The sequence below is a fragment of the Thauera sp. GDN1 genome, from assembly GCF_029223545.1.
Classification (GTDB): Bacteria; Pseudomonadota; Gammaproteobacteria; order Burkholderiales; family Rhodocyclaceae; genus Thauera.
Genome location: NZ_CP097870.1, coordinates 711,404 through 725,737, shown reverse-complemented (window position 1 = coordinate 725,737; position 14,334 = coordinate 711,404). Strand labels below are relative to the sequence as shown.

Genomic DNA, 14,334 nt, shown 5'->3' with positions numbered 1-14,334 from the left:
GCTCAGGCCCGCGTGTCCAGCCCGCCCTCGGCCATCTCGGCGGCGCGCAGCATGGCGCGCGCCTTGCTCTGCGTCTCCTGCCATTCGGCGTCGGGGTCGGAATCGGCGACGATGCCGGCCCCGGCCTGGACGTGGATCTGGCCGTCCTTCACCACCGCGGTGCGGATCGCGATCGCGAGGTCCATGTCGCCATGAAAGCCGAGGTAGCCGACCGAGCCGGCGTAGATGCCGCGCTTGACCGGCTCGAGCTCGTCGATGATCTCCATCGCCCGCACCTTGGGCGCGCCCGACACGGTGCCGGCCGGGAAGGTGGCGCGCAGCACGGCGAGCGCATTGAGCCCTTCCCTGAGCTTGCCCTCGACGTTGGAGACGATGTGCATCACGTGCGAGTAGCGCTCGATGGTGAAGCGCTCGGTGACCTTGACCGAGCCGATCTCGGACACCCGCCCGGCGTCGTTGCGGCCGAGGTCGAGCAGCTGCACATGCTCGGCGATCTCCTTCTGGTCGGCGAGCAGCTCCTTCTCCAGCGCGAGGTCCTCGGCCAGCGTGGCGCCACGCTTGCGGGTGCCGGCGATCGGACGCACGGTGACCACGTCGTCCTCGAGCCGGGTGAGGATCTCGGGCGAGGCGCCGACGACGTGGAAGTCCTCGAAGTTGAAATAGAACATGTAGGGCGAGGGATTGAGCGAGCGGATCGCGCGGTACAGCGCCATCGGGCTGGCGGCGTAGGGCTTGCTCATGCGCTGCGACAGCACGACCTGCATGACGTCGCCGTCGACGATGTACTGCTTGGCGCGGCGCACCGCGTCCTTGAAGCCGTCCTCGCCGAAGCTGGACACCGCGGGTGCGGATTCGGCGCGGATCTCCTCGGGGATCTGCACCGGCGCGCGCAGGCGGGCGAGCAGCTCGCGCAGGCGCTTCTGCGCACGCTTGTAGGCGCCCGGCACCTCGGGTTCTGCATACACGACCAGGGTGAGCTTGCCGCTTAGGTTGTCGACGATGGCGACCTCTTCCGACAGCAGCAGCAGGATGTCGGGCGTGCCCAGGGTGTCGGGCTTCTCGGTCTGCGCCAATTTCGGTTCGATGTAGCGCACCGTGTCGTAGCCGAAGCATCCCACCAGGCCACCGGCGAAACGCGGCAGGTGCTCGCGCGGTGGCACCTTGATGCGGTTCATGAACTCGGCGACGAAGTTGAGCGGATCACCATAGTCGCGGCGCTCGACCAGGCGGTTGCCGGTGAGCAGCAGCGCCGAGCGCTGATAGACCTCGATCCGGGTGGGCGAGGACAGGCCGATGAAGGAGTAGCGCCCGAAGCGCTCGCCGCCCTGCACCGATTCGAGCAGGTAGGTGTAGGGCTCGTTGGCGAGCTTCAGGTAGATGGAGAGCGGGGTGTCGAGATCGGCGAAGGTCTCGAGCGTGAGCGGAATGCGGTTGTAGCCCTCGGCGGCGAGGGCATTGAATTCGTGTTCGAGCATGGAAACTCCACGGACAGCGGGTGAATCGGCGCGGCTTGCGGCAGGGAAACAAGCGGCGGGGAAAGCGGGCGCGCGCTCGGCGCTGCCCGGGCCCCGCGAAAGGGGATCGCGTTCAGTGGCCCAGAGGCCAGCGCCAAGCCCCCCGCCAGCTCGGCTGGACGGAGGAGAAGGCGGCGAGGAAGCGATCCCGGGGTGCGCGCATCACGATGTCGATCTGTGGTGGAGGATGTGGGCCCGGCCACACGGACCGCGCCGCGCCTATGCAGCGACGATATGGTCCAGAGCCTGAAGCGCGTTCGATAGTAGCCCATCGCATTCGATGGTGTCCACCGGCACCCCTTCGCTGTAACCGTAGGTCACCAGCAGCACCGGCATGCCCGCGCCCTGGGCGGCGAGCGCGTCGTTGGCCGAGTCGCCGATCATCAGCGCCTCGGCCGGAGCCACGCCCAGGCGCTCGCAGGCCAGATGCACCGTCGCCGGATCGGGCTTCTTGACCGGCAGGGTGTCGCCGCTGATCACGGTGTCGAAATGCGCGGCGATGCCCATGCGCTCGAGCAGCGGCAGCGTGAAGGCTTCGGCCTTGTTGGTCACCACCGCGAGACGGATGTCCCACCCGCGCAGGGTCTGCAGGGTCTCGACCACGCCCGGGTAGATCGTCGTGCGCGCACCATTGACCACCGCGTAGTGGCGACGAAACGCCGCCACCGCGGCCTCGACCTCGGCCTCGGTCGCGTGCGCGCCCTCGGTCATGCAGCGCCGTACCAGGTTGGGGATGCCCTTGCCGACAAAGCCGTGGATCTCGTCCTGGCTGCGCGCCGGGCGGCCGAGCTCGGCGAGCATCAGGTTGGCCGCGTCGGCCAGGTCGGCGATGGTGTCGAGCAGGGTGCCGTCGAGGTCGAACAGCACCGCCCGCGGCGAGAAGCGCGCCGCGCTCACGCCGCCACCTTGGCGAGTTCGCCGCGCAGCGCGCCGATGATCGAATCGTAGCGGTTGGGGTCGCTGTCCTTTCCGGCACCGAACACCGCCGAGCCGGCGACGAAGGTGTCGGCCCCGGCGCGGGCGATGTCGGCGATGTTGTCGGTCTTCACCCCGCCGTCGATCTCGAGCAGGATGCGGCGGCCGGTGCGCGCCTCGTAGGCGTCGAGCTTCGCGCGCGCGGCGCCCAGCTTGGCGAGCGTCTCGGGGATGAATTTCTGTCCGCCGAAGCCGGGGTTGACGCTCATCAGCAGCACCACGTCGAGCTTGTCCATGACGTGGTCCATGAAGTTGAGCGGCGTCGCCGGATTGAACACGAGGCCGGCCTGGCAGCCGGAGTCGCGGATCAGTCCCAGGCTGCGGTCGATGTGCTCGGAGGCCTCGGGGTGGAAGGTGATGACGTTGGCGCCGGCCTTGGCGAAGTCGGGAATGATGCGATCGACCGGCTTCACCATCAGGTGCACGTCGATCGGGGCGCTGGTGTGGGGGCGGATGGCCTCGCACACCAGCGGGCCGATGGTGAGGTTGGGGACGTAGTGGTTGTCCATCACGTCGAAGTGGATCCAGTCGGCGCCGGCGGCGATCACGTTGCGCACTTCCTCGCCGAGGCGGGCGAAGTCGGCGGACAGCAGGCTGGGGGCGATGCGGTACATGGGGCGCTCCGGGAAGGTGGGGGTCAGCCCGGATTCTAACCGCTGCAGATGGAACCCGGCCTGCTCAGCGCACACAGACCTTGCGCACCTGCTTCATGTCGGTGATGCCGGCCAGCACCTTTTCCATGCCGTCCTGGCGCAGCGTGCGCATGCCCTCGCCGAGCGCCTGGCCGAGCACCTGCTCGACGCGGCCGCGCGACTGGATCAGGCGCTTGATCGCGTCCGAGCCCAGCATCAGCTCGTGCAGGCCGACCCGGCCCTTGTAGCCCTGGTTGCAGTGCTCGCAGCCGATCGGCCGGTACAGCGTGAAGCGGCCGTCTTCGCCGGCGAAGGCCTCCTTCCAGCGCGTCAGCACGCGCTCGCGGGCGGCCTCGGGGTCGGCGCGGAAGTCGTCGGTGAGGTGCATGTCCTCGCAGTACTCTTCGAGCAGGCGATCGACCTCGCCGTCGTCGGGCCTGTAGGCCTCGCGGCACTTCAGGCACAGGCGCTTGGCCAGGCGCTGGGCGAGCACGCCGAGCAGCGCATCGGCGAAGTTGAACGGGTCCATGCCCATGTCGAGCAGGCGCACGACCGACTCCGGCGCGCTGTTGGTGTGCAGCGTGGAGAACACCAGGTGGCCGGTCAGCGAGGCCTCTATGCCGACCGACACCGTCTCGTGGTCGCGCATCTCGCCCACCATGATCACGTCCGGGTCGGCGCGCAGGAAGGCGCGCATCATGGTCGCGAAGTCGATGCCGGCCTTGCGGTTGACCTGCACCTGGCGCAGGCCCTTCTGGGTGATCTCGACCGGATCCTCGACCGTCCAGATCTTCGTGTCCGGGGTGTTGATGTAGTTGAGGATGGAGTGCAGCGTGGTGGTCTTGCCCGAGCCGGTCGGCCCGCACACGAAGAAGATGCCGTAGGGCTTGGCGATCGTCGCCTTGAGGCGGTCGAGGTTGAAGGGCAGCAGGCCGAGCTTGTCGATCTGGATCGGTTCGCTGTTGGCGAGCAGGCGCATCACCACGTCTTCCATGCCGCCCTGGGTGGGCAGCGTGGCCACGCGCAGCTCGAGGTCGATGGGCGCGAACTTGCGGAAGCGGATCTTGCCGTCCTGCGGCTTGCGCCGCTCGGCGATGTCGAGATCGCACATGATCTTGACGCGGGTCACGAGCGGATTGCGGTAGCTGGCCGGAATCTCGATGTAGGGCACCAGCGAGCCGTCCTTGCGGAAGCGGATCAGCGTCTTTTCCTTGCCGGGGCGGGGCTCGATGTGGATGTCGGAGGCGCCCTGGCGGTAGGCGTCGACGATGATGCGGTTGACCAGCTTGACGAGCTCGTTGTCGGCCGCCGCGCTGACGTCGTCCTTCAGCGAGCCGACCTCCTCCTCGCGCTCGTCCAGGCCGGACAGCAGGTCGGTGACCGAGGCATCGTCGAGCGCGCCGCCGAAGTACTGCTCCACGGTCTGCTCGAAGTCGCGCTGGGTGGTCACGCGAAAACTCAGCCGCTTCTTCGGCAGCACGTTCTGGGCGACCCCGGAACTGCGCACCTGCTCGGGATCGATGCACAGGACCACGACGCCGTCCGCATTTTCCTCGTAGGGCAGCCACAGGGCCTGCTCGACGTACTCGCGCTTGATGTTGCGCAGCAGGTCCATCGGCTTGACGTGGTTGGCGACGAAGGCCTGGTAAGGCACGCCGAAATAGCGCGCCGCCGCGGCGCCGAGCTCGGCGGGACTGAGCCCGAGCTGGGCGATCAGCACCGCCTCCGTGCCGGCACCGCTTTCACGCCCCTCGCGCGCAGCGTCGGCGAACTCCTCGGCGGTGATGCGGCCATCGACGATCAGGGCGTCGAAGCGCGAGCGCAGGCGGCCGGGCTGGCGGGCGTGGCGCAGGAAGGCCACGCCCAGCGTCTGCGCCAGCCCGAGCAGGCCCTCCTCCGCCATCCGCGGGAAGGGCTCGCCATTCACGGTGTTGATGAGCTGGACGACGCCGAGCAGGCTGCCCGTATCCGGATCGCGGATCGGCGCCACCAGCATCTGCCGGCAGCGGAAGCCGGTGCTCGCGTCCACCTCGCGCCTGAACTGCAGGCTCGGCGAGACGCAGCGCAGCTCGTTGTCGTCATAGACATCGCGTATGTTGAGCAACTGCCCGGACAAGGCGACGTAGCCGGCGATGCTGTTCTCGGCGATCGGCAGGCGGATGCTCTGCACGCCGTTCAGGCCGGTCTTGATGCGGGTGACGATCGTGCCGCCGCTGTCCTCGACCGCGTAGATCGTGAAGCGCTCGGCCTCGAACAGCGTGCACAGCTCGGGTGCGAGCTCGAGCATGATCTCGTCCACGTTCTTGCTGGCGTGGATCCGGTTGGTCAGCATCTGCAGGCCCTTGAAGAAGGCCAGCCGGCGCGACACGACGCCGGAGGTAGTCGGGCTTGCGGTCATCTCGCTCATGTTTCCTCGCTGTAGGTCCGGCGCGATGCGTGTCCCGGACTGCCGGCCCGGATGCGGGCGCAAGCGCATCGCTCAGAATTCGAGCACGTCACCCTGCTCGAGGCGGCGGACGGAGAGTGCGCTCCCCGCCGCATGCAACTGTTCCATGATGCGCCCGCCGACGCCCGGCTTGAGGTGGCTGACATGCACCAACGGCGTCCCATGGATCTCGTCCAGCATCGTACGCGACATGCTCGGGCACAGGTGGTGAGACGCGGCTGCGAGTTCGCGCTGCTCCTCGGCGAACGCGGTCTCCAGGATCAGGTGGCGCAGCGCCGGACAGGCGTTGATCGCGGCGACCAGCTCCGGGCAGTAGGCCGTGTCGCCGGAGAATACGAGCTGGCCGGAGCCGCTGTCCAGGCGATAGGCGACCGCCGGCACCGTATGCCGCGCCGGCAGCACGGTGATGCAGCGGTCGCCGAGTTCGACCCGGTCGCCGACGCCGAGCGGCTGGAAGCGCATGAATGGCTGCTCGTGGTCGGGGATCGTGGAAAAATCCGGCCAGATCAGCCAATTGAAGATGTGCGCACGCAGGATGCGGATGGTCTCCGGGGTCGCATGCACCACGACCGGTGTGCAGCGCCTCTCGCCCACCGAGTCGATCATCAGCGGCAACGCGGCGATGTGATCGAGATGCGAATGGGTCAGGAACACATGGTCGATGCGCTCGAGCACCTCGAGCGGCAGGTCGCCGACCCCTGTCCCGCAGTCGATCAGGACGTCGTCATCGACGAGGAAGGACGTGGTGCGCGATTGCGAACCGCCGATTCCGCCGCTGCAACCGAGCACCTTGAGTTTCATCACCTCGACCATCCGCATGACCGGCAGGGCACCGGCAGCCGCGAAATCCCCATCACGCTGCGGACCTTATCACCCGCCCCGCGGGCGGGCGCGGCAAAAATTCACGCCGCCACCGGCGCTCAGCGCTGCAGGAAGAACTCCATCTTCACGCCTGCCAGCTCGATGATGTCGTGGTCGTGGAGCAGGCGCGCCTGGGCGTCGATGGCCTTGCCGTTGACGAGCGGGAAAGTGGCCCCCTCGACATGGGTGATGAAGTAGCCGTGCGGCCGACGGGTGATCACCGCGACCTGCCTGCCGGGCTTGCCGAGGGTGGTCAGCGACTTGACGAGCTGCAGCTCCCGCCCCGCGTTGGCACCGCTCAGCACCTGGATCACCCCCAGCCGCGCCGCCGAGCCGGCGTCCGCCGCCTCGTCCGGAGCGGCCACCGGCGACATGACCTGCGTCTCGCACGGCCCCGCCCCGCCGGACGCCAGCGGTACCGCGGTGCTGATTCCTGGCATCTCGAAGGCCCCGAGCGTTGTGGCGCCGATCATCTCCGAAGTCGCCAGGCCGGACCTGGCCTCGTCGGCGAGAAACTTGATCCGGTACTTGCCGAGCTCGATGACGTCGTTGTTGCGCAGCACGTTCTTCTTGACCGGCTGGCCGTTCAGGTAGGTACCGTTGGTGCTGTTGCGGTCTTCGAGGAAGGCGTCGTTGGTGATGCAGGTGATCACCGCGTGATGGCCGCTGATGGCCAGGTTGTCGATCTGGATGTCGTTGTCCGGCTTGCGGCCAATGGTGGTTCGCTCCTTGGAGAGCGCCATCTCCTTGAGCACCAGACCGTCCATGCTGAGAACCAGTTTCGGCATGCCCCACCCGTTCGAAAGTTGCGTCGGCGCCGCGCCCGGCCCGGCGACTGAAAATGCATGAAGGGATTCTAGCGCGCCGCCCGGGCGGGTTAACAAAAAAGGCGCCGGACTCGCCGGCGCCTTCGTGATCCGTCAAGCGATGAAGATCAGAGCATGGCCTTCAGCAGCTTGCCCATTTCCGACGGGTTGCGGGTGACCTTGAAGCCGCATTCCTCCATGATGGCGAGCTTGGCATCGGCGGTGTCCGCGCCACCGGAGATCAGCGCGCCGGCGTGGCCCATGCGCTTGCCGGCCGGCGCGGTGACGCCGGCGATGAAGCCGACGATCGGCTTCTTCATGTTTTCCTTGCACCACATCGCGGCTTCGGCTTCGTCCGGACCGCCGATCTCGCCGATCATGATCACCGCGTCGGTGTCCGGATCGTCGTTGAACATGCGCATCACGTCGATGTGCTTGAGGCCGTTGATCGGGTCGCCGCCGATGCCGACCGCCGAGGACTGGCCGAGGCCGATTTCGGTGAGCTGCGCGACGGCTTCATAGGTCAGGGTGCCGGAACGCGACACCACGCCGATGCGGCCCTTGCGGTGGATGTGGCCGGGCATGATGCCGATCTTGATCTCGTCGGGCGTGATCAGGCCGGGGCAGTTGGGGCCGAGCAGCAGGGTTTCCTTGCCGCCGGCGGCGACCTTCTGCTTCATCTTGTTGCGCACGATCAGCATGTCGCGGACCGGGATGCCTTCGGTGATGCAGATCGCCAGGTCGAGGTCGGCCTCGCAGGCTTCCCAGATGGCGTCGGCAGCGCCCGCGGGCGGCACGTAGATGACCGACACGGTGGCGCCGGTCTCCGACGCCGCTTCCTTGACCGAGGCGTAGATGGGGATATCGAAGATCTTCTCGCCCGCCTTCTTAGGGTTCACGCCGGCGACGAAGCAGTTCTTGCCGTTGGCGTATTCCTGGCACTTCTCGGTGTGGAACTGGCCGGTCTTGCCGGTGATGCCCTGGGTGATGACCTTGGTGTCTTTGTTGATCAGGATGGACATTCGAAGCTCTCCTTACTTGACCGCAGCGACGATCTTGGTCGCAGCTTCCGCCATGGTGTCGGCGGTGATGATCGGCAGACCCGACTCGGCGAGGATCTTCTTGCCGAGATCTTCGTTGGTGCCCTTCATGCGCACCACGAGCGGGACGGAGAGATGAACTTCCTTGGCCGCGGCGACCACGCCGGTGGCGATGGTGTCGCAGCGCATGATGCCGCCGAAGATGTTGACCAGGATGCCCTTGACCTTGGGGTTCTTGAGCATGATCTTGAAGGCTTCGGTGACCTTCTCGGTGGTCGCGCCGCCGCCGACGTCGAGGAAGTTGGCCGGCTCGGCGCCGAACAGCTTGATCGTGTCCATGGTGGCCATCGCCAGGCCGGCACCGTTCACCAGGCAGCCGATGTTGCCGTCGAGGCTGATGTAGGCGAGGTCGAACTTGGAGGCCTCGATCTCGTCGGCGTCCTCTTCGTCGAAGTCGCGGAAATCGACGATTTCCGGGTGACGGTAGAGGGCGTTGGAGTCGAAGTTGAACTTGGCGTCCAGGGCCTTGATGTTGCCGTTGCCTTCGAGGATCAGCGGGTTGATTTCCGCCAGCGAGGCATCGGTTTCCATGTAGCAGGTGTACAGGCGCTTGAGCGCATCGACCGCCTTGGCGACCGATGCCTCGGGCACGCCGATGCCGCGGGCCAGGTTCTCGGCCTGGGCGTCGGTGAGGCCGACGAGCGGATCGACGAACTCCTTGAGGATCTTCTCGGGGGTGCTGTGCGCGACTTCCTCGATGTCCATGCCGCCTTCGGAGGAGGCCATCATCGCGACCTTCTGCGTGGCGCGGTCGGTCAGCGCGGCGACGTAGTATTCCTTCTTGATGTCGGCGCCTTCCTCGATCAGCAGGTTGCGCACCTTCTGGCCCTCGGGGCCGGTCTGGTGGGTCACGAGCTGCATGCCGAGGATGTCGTTGGCGTGCTGGCGCACTTCGTCGAGCGAGCGGGCGAGCTTGACGCCGCCACCCTTGCCGCGGCCGCCGGCGTGAATCTGGGCCTTCACCACCCAGATCTTGCCGCCGAGTTCCTCGGCCGCCTTGACCGCCCCGTCCACCGACACGCAGTGGAAACCGCGCGGCGTGACGACGCCATACTTCCTCAACAGTTCTTTTGCCTGATACTCATGAATCTTCATGGTTGCCCTTCGATCGAAGCCGCGACGGCACGCGCCGTCGCGAACAGGTTGATGGCATGCTTCGGAGCGCGCGCTCCACGATGGACGCCGTCTCCCTCGACCGTCGCCCACCGCCATGAATCGGGACCCCCCGACCCGACCCGCTGGCCGGGCACGAACCCGCCCCGACCGCAAGACCCCATAATTATAACCGTTTTTGCGCAGTGCACCGCCGAACGCCTCGATCGGCGGGCCACCCGCCGATTCCCTCAGCCCTGCCCGCCGCCCGGCCGGTACCACTTCGGGTAATAGCGCCGCACCGCCTCGGCCGAGGTCTCGAGCGCATGGCAGCGATCGAGCTGGAACGGCTTCTCGGGCGAATCCTCGTTGTCGGTGCGGAAGGTCGCGAAGGTCTGGATCGCCGCGGTCGGCAGGGACATCAGCAGCTCGCTCATGTGGGTGCAGCCGCGCACGTCCGCGAACATTTCCCCCACCGTGCGCCGGAAGCCGCGCACGAGATTGAGCCCGATCAGCTTCCGGTATGCCGGACCGATGGTGTCGCACAGCCCCGGATAGGGCACCCCGTCGGAGCAGGCAACCGCATCGACGATGTTGAAGGCCGCATCGAGCGTCACCCTCACCCGCATCAGGTGCACCGGCACGCCCGCCGGCCGCAGGCCCGACGCGAGCGGATAATCGACATCCTTGACGTCGCAGAGGGAGGCATCGAGTTCGTACAGGCCATCCGCGCGCAGGAAGCCTTCGACCTCGATGCGGCGGGCATGGACGCGGCGGCGCGGGGAAGCGGAAACGGGTAAGGGCATCGTGGTCCTGCACGTACGTCAACGTATGGGCAGGTGATCTTAGCCGATTTTTCCCGCCGCCCCCGGGAATCAAAACGCCCGCCGCGGCCGACCGGAGTGCGCAACTCGTCACGGCACGAGCAATTCAGTGGGGAAGATGCGAAACAGTTGCTGGAGTGGCCGTGGGGAGTCTGCTAAAAGCAAGCCACCAGCCAACCCAGCGCCGGACGCGCGGATGATGAAGACCAGACGGATACCCCTTGCCCTTGCTGTCGCCGCAGCCATGTTCAACCCCGCCTCGCCCGCATTCGCCGCCGCGCTCGGCGAGATCGCGAGCCTGTCCGCGCTGGGCGAACGCTTTCGCGCGGAGATCCGCCTGGTGGCGGACGGGGCGATCCAGGCGGACTGTTTCCGGGTGGTCGCCCCGGCGGACAGTTCGGACGGCATCCCGGCGCTCGCCGGCGGACGGGTCAGCATCACCGGCAAGGGGGCCGGCGCACGCCTGATCGTGCGCGCCGATCGCACCGTCGAGGATCCCATCCTCCGGCTCGCCGTCGAGAACGTCTGCGACACCCGGCTGCGGCGCGAGTACACGCTGATGATGCCCTTCACCGCCGCCGCACCGGTCGGCGCGCCCGTCGCCACACCGCCGGCACGCGCGTCCACGCCCGATCGGAAGTCGGCCACGGAGCGGCGCGTCACCCCGCCCAGGACCGAGCGACCGCGGGCACAGAAGCCCGCCTCCCGCACCTGGAGCACCGCACCGGGCGAATCGCTGACCTCGCTCGGCGAGGCCCTGTATCCGGACGATCCGGCGGCGCGCGAACGCTTCACGCGGGCGACCGCCGCAGCCAACCCCGGGCTGTTCCCCGATCCGGCCAGCCATGAGCGCGCGCTGCCCACCGGAACCCGGGTCCTCATCCCCGACCTGCGCCAGGTGGCGAACGCCGCAACCGCCAAGCCGGCGACGGCGCCCGCCCGCCGCCAGACCGTCTCGCCGGCCCAGGCCGTCGCGCAGCCGACCGGGGATCGCGTCGTCGTCGACAAGACCGTCACCGCTGCATCGACCGCCGCGCCACAGACGAACGCATCGCCCGACGCCGCGGGCGCCACGGCCGACGCCAGCGCACCGCAGGGCCTGCTCGAGCGCGAGCGCGAAGTGGCCGCCGCCATCGACCGCAGCATCGTCGCCGAGATGGAGCTGCTTGCCCGGGTGAAGGAGCTGGAGGAACTGCAGGCCGCACTCGAGGCCCGCCTGCGCAGCACGCTCGCGTCGCAGGCCGCGAACGCACAGGCCGTCCCGGCGTCCGCCGCCGTTGCCGCCGCAGCCCCACCGGCTCCCGCAGCCGCACCGGCCGCATCGGCAGAGACCGGATCACCGGCCGGGGACCTCTACCTGCTCGCCGGCCTGGGCCTCGCCGCACTGCTGCTGACGGCATGGCTGCTGCGCGGCCGACGCGAGCCCCGCCCGGCGTCCGTCGCCACCGCCGCCGACGCGCGGATCCCGCCGACGGTCGAGCGCCCCGCCGCATCCGCCACCCCGCTCACCGAGCCCGCGGCCGACGCCTCCGCCGGCCTCGGGCCCGGCACGATCGCGATGCGGGAGCACGCCGCCGGGCACGGCACGGCCGTCGAGGAGTACAAGTCGGCGGTGGAGCTCGCCGACATCATGGTCAGCTTCGGACGTGTCCACGGCGCGGCCGAAACCCTGGCCGAATTCGTGCGCAGCAACCCGCGGGAAGCGGTCACCCCGTGGCTGAAGCTGCTCGAGGTCTACCGCAGAGCCGGCCTGCGCGCGGAATTCGACACCATCGCCAGGGAGCTGAACAAGACCTTCAACGTGAACGCGGTGGACTGGGACAACTATCAGGCCCTGCGCGCCTCGCGGATGAGTCTCGAGGATCTGCCCCACATCGCCGAAGCGCTGCAGAAGAGCTGGCGCACTCCGGCCTGCCAGCGCTACCTGCAGCGGCTGCTGCGCGACAACCGCGACGGCACCCGCATCGGCTTCCCGTTCCCGGTGATCGACGAGATCCTGACCCTGTCGGCGATCCTCGAGGAAGAACTCGGCCCCTGCCTGCGCCCGGACAGCGGCGCGCAGGCGCCGCGCTAGACCGGATTGTCGAGATCGACGAACTCGGCTTCCAGGCCGAGCTCGTCGGTGAGGTAGGCGGCGATGGCCTGGGCGCCGTAGCGCTCGGTGGCGTGATGGCCGGCGGCGATGTAGGGGACGCCGGATTCGCGCGCCAGATGCACCGTCTGCTCGGAGATCTCGCCCGACACGTAGAGATCGGCCCCGGCCAGGATGGCCTGCTCGAAGTAGCCCTGGGCACCGCCGGTGCACCAGGCCACGCGGCGGACCGCACGCCGCCCGTCGCCGACCAGCAGCGGCGCGCGACCGAGCGTCTGCGCCAGCGCGCGCGCAATCGCATCCGCAGACTGGCCGGGCTCGGCCGGCCGGCCGATCCAGCCCAGGTCCTGGTCGGCGAAGCGGCCTTCGCCCTGCCAGCCCATGCGCTTTCCGAGCTGGGCGTTGTTGCCGAGCTCCGGATGCACGTCCAGCGGCAGGTGATAGGCGAACAGGCTGATGTCGTTGGCCAGCAGCGCGCGCAGGCGCTGGCGCCGGAAGCCGGTGACACGGCCGTCCTCCCCCTTCCAGAACAGGCCGTGATGCACGAAGACGGCGTCATGACCGCCGGCGACAGCACGGTCGAGCAGCGCCTGGCTCGCGGTCACACCGCACAGCACGCGGCTCACCTCGGGCCGTCCTTCCACTTGCAGACCGTTTGGGCAATAATCCTTGAGCCGCTGGGTGTCGAGCAGGGTGTCGAGATGATTCCTGAGCTCGATGAGTTGCATGCAGCCTCCTCCCATGATGCGAACGGCAGCGCTTGCGGGCAACCGGCCCGCGCGCGGCGTTCGTGAGCTTCGTCCTTCAAGTCCCACATTATGCGCCGCTTGTGGCTCATCTTCGCGCAGGCCGTGACCGTCAGCGTCGCGGTGCTGTTCGTGCTCAACACGCTGAAGCCCGAATGGCTGCGCAAGGCCACGCCCGCGGCCGTCGTCGCCATCCTCGAGGCCCCGGCGGGCGCCGAACGCAGCCCGGCCGCCGGCTCCTATGCCCCCGCCGCGCAGCAGTCGATGCCTGCAGTGGTGCACATCTTCACCAGCAAGGCCGGCCGCAGCCAGCGCCATCCCCTGTTCGACGATCCGCTGTTCCGCCACTTCTTCGGCGAGCGCCCCGAAAACGACCCCGGCCAGCGCGAATCGGGCCTCGGCTCCGGCGTCATCGTCAGCCCCGACGGCTACGTGCTGACCAACAACCACGTCATCGAGACGGCCGACGCGATCGAGGTCGCCCTCAACGACGGGCGCAAGTTCGCCGCCAGGCTGATCGGCCGCGACCCGGAAACCGATCTCGCCGTGCTGCGCATCGAGAGCGACGCGGTGCTGCCGGCGATCACCTTCTCGGGGAACGACAGCCTCGCGGTCGGCGACGTGGTGCTGGCGATCGGCAACCCCTTCGGCGTCGGCCAGACGGTGACCATGGGGATCGTCTCGGCGCTCGGGCGCAGCCAGCTCGGCATCAACACCTTCGAGAACTACATCCAGACCGACGCCGCGATCAACCCCGGCAACTCGGGCGGGGCGCTGGTCGACAGTGCCGGCCACCTCGTCGGCATCAACACCGCGATCTATTCGCGCTCGGGCGGCTCGCTCGGCATCGGTTTCGCGATTCCGGTGTCGATCGCGCGCACCGTTCTCGAACAGATCGTCGCCACCGGCGAGGTCGTACGTGGCTGGGTGGGGGTCGAGATCCAGGACCTGACGCCCGAACTGGCCGAATCCTTCGGTTACCGCGACACGGTCGGCGCGCTGATCGCCGGCGTGCTGCGCGGCAGCCCCGCCGATCGCGCCGGCGTGCGTCCGGGCGACGTGCTGATCGCCCTAGACGGCCAGGCGGTACAGGACCCACGGGCGATGCTCGACATGGTCGCCGCGCTGCCGCCGGGCAAGACCGCGGTGTTCAGGGTACGGCGCGGCAGCGAGGAGCTCGACCTCAGCGTCGAGGTCGGCAGGCGCCCGACCCCGGCGGCGAACCGCTGAAGAAGGCGGAACGCCT

Annotated in this window: 12 protein-coding genes; 2 read left to right on the top strand and 10 right to left on the bottom strand. The window is 68.3% G+C overall.

Translation table 11 applies throughout. The annotated features are described in order from the left end of the window. Positions 1 to 2: 2 nt before the first annotated feature. The 9 genes from trpE to CKCBHOJB_RS03220 all read right to left on the bottom strand — a co-directional run bounded on the left by trpE (position 3) and on the right by CKCBHOJB_RS03220 (position 10,232). Positions 3 to 1,475 carry an anthranilate synthase component I gene (gene trpE, locus CKCBHOJB_RS03260; protein ID WP_281050602.1) on the bottom strand — a complete coding sequence of 491 codons (1,473 nt, stop codon included), beginning with the start codon at positions 1,473 to 1,475 and terminating at the stop codon, positions 3 to 5. 258 nt (positions 1,476 to 1,733) lie between these two features. Further along, positions 1,734 to 2,411 carry a phosphoglycolate phosphatase gene (locus CKCBHOJB_RS03255; RefSeq protein ID WP_281050601.1) on the bottom strand — a complete coding sequence of 226 codons (678 nt, stop codon included), beginning with the start codon at positions 2,409 to 2,411 and terminating at the stop codon, positions 1,734 to 1,736. Next, the gene (gene rpe / locus CKCBHOJB_RS03250) at positions 2,408 to 3,103 is read right to left on the bottom strand and encodes a ribulose-phosphate 3-epimerase (protein ID WP_281050600.1); all 696 of its coding nucleotides are present in this window, start codon (positions 3,101 to 3,103) and stop codon (positions 2,408 to 2,410) included. Before rpe ends, CKCBHOJB_RS03255 begins: the two co-directional genes overlap by 4 nt. 64 nt (positions 3,104 to 3,167) lie before the next feature. Next, on the bottom strand, positions 3,168 to 5,528 hold the full coding sequence (locus CKCBHOJB_RS03245; RefSeq protein WP_281050599.1) for a GspE/PulE family protein: 2,361 nt from the start codon (positions 5,526 to 5,528) through the stop codon (positions 3,168 to 3,170). 72 nt (positions 5,529 to 5,600) lie between these two features. After that, the gene (locus CKCBHOJB_RS03240) at positions 5,601 to 6,368 is read right to left on the bottom strand and encodes a 3',5'-cyclic-nucleotide phosphodiesterase (protein WP_281051602.1); all 768 of its coding nucleotides are present in this window, start codon (positions 6,366 to 6,368) and stop codon (positions 5,601 to 5,603) included. A 119-nt stretch (positions 6,369 to 6,487) separates the two neighbouring features. Then, positions 6,488 to 7,216, bottom strand: a complete 729-nt coding sequence (locus CKCBHOJB_RS03235; protein WP_281050598.1) for an FHA domain-containing protein — start codon at positions 7,214 to 7,216, stop codon at positions 6,488 to 6,490. A gap of 146 nt (positions 7,217 to 7,362) precedes the next feature. Beyond that, positions 7,363 to 8,256 carry a succinate--CoA ligase subunit alpha gene (sucD, locus tag CKCBHOJB_RS03230; protein WP_281050597.1) on the bottom strand — a complete coding sequence of 298 codons (894 nt, stop codon included), beginning with the start codon at positions 8,254 to 8,256 and terminating at the stop codon, positions 7,363 to 7,365. Positions 8,257 to 8,268: 12 nt separating this feature from the next. Beyond that, a complete protein-coding gene (gene sucC / locus CKCBHOJB_RS03225) occupies positions 8,269 to 9,429 on the bottom strand; it encodes an ADP-forming succinate--CoA ligase subunit beta (protein WP_281050596.1) in 1,161 nt (386 codons plus the stop codon). A 248-nt stretch (positions 9,430 to 9,677) separates the two neighbouring features. Beyond that, complete coding sequence (locus CKCBHOJB_RS03220) at positions 9,678 to 10,232, bottom strand: DUF2889 domain-containing protein (RefSeq protein ID WP_281050595.1); 555 nt, start codon at positions 10,230 to 10,232, stop codon at positions 9,678 to 9,680. Positions 10,233 to 10,446: 214 nt separating this feature from the next. Between CKCBHOJB_RS03220 and CKCBHOJB_RS03215 the strand changes: the two genes are divergently transcribed. Further along, on the top strand, positions 10,447 to 12,324 hold the full coding sequence (locus tag CKCBHOJB_RS03215) for a hypothetical protein (RefSeq protein ID WP_281050594.1): 1,878 nt from the start codon (positions 10,447 to 10,449) through the stop codon (positions 12,322 to 12,324). On the opposite strand, the gene CKCBHOJB_RS03210 is transcribed toward CKCBHOJB_RS03215, so the two are convergent. Then, positions 12,321 to 13,070: a Nif3-like dinuclear metal center hexameric protein gene (locus tag CKCBHOJB_RS03210; protein WP_281050593.1), complete on the bottom strand. Its 750-nt coding sequence runs from the start codon at positions 13,068 to 13,070 to the stop codon at positions 12,321 to 12,323. The genes CKCBHOJB_RS03215 and CKCBHOJB_RS03210 overlap by 4 nt on opposite strands. Positions 13,071 to 13,160: 90 nt before the next feature. Here CKCBHOJB_RS03210 and CKCBHOJB_RS03205 point away from each other — a divergent pair, with 90 nt between their 5' ends. Continuing rightward, on the top strand, positions 13,161 to 14,318 hold the full coding sequence (locus tag CKCBHOJB_RS03205) for a Do family serine endopeptidase (protein ID WP_281050592.1): 1,158 nt from the start codon (positions 13,161 to 13,163) through the stop codon (positions 14,316 to 14,318). Positions 14,319 to 14,334: the final 16 nt, after the last annotated feature.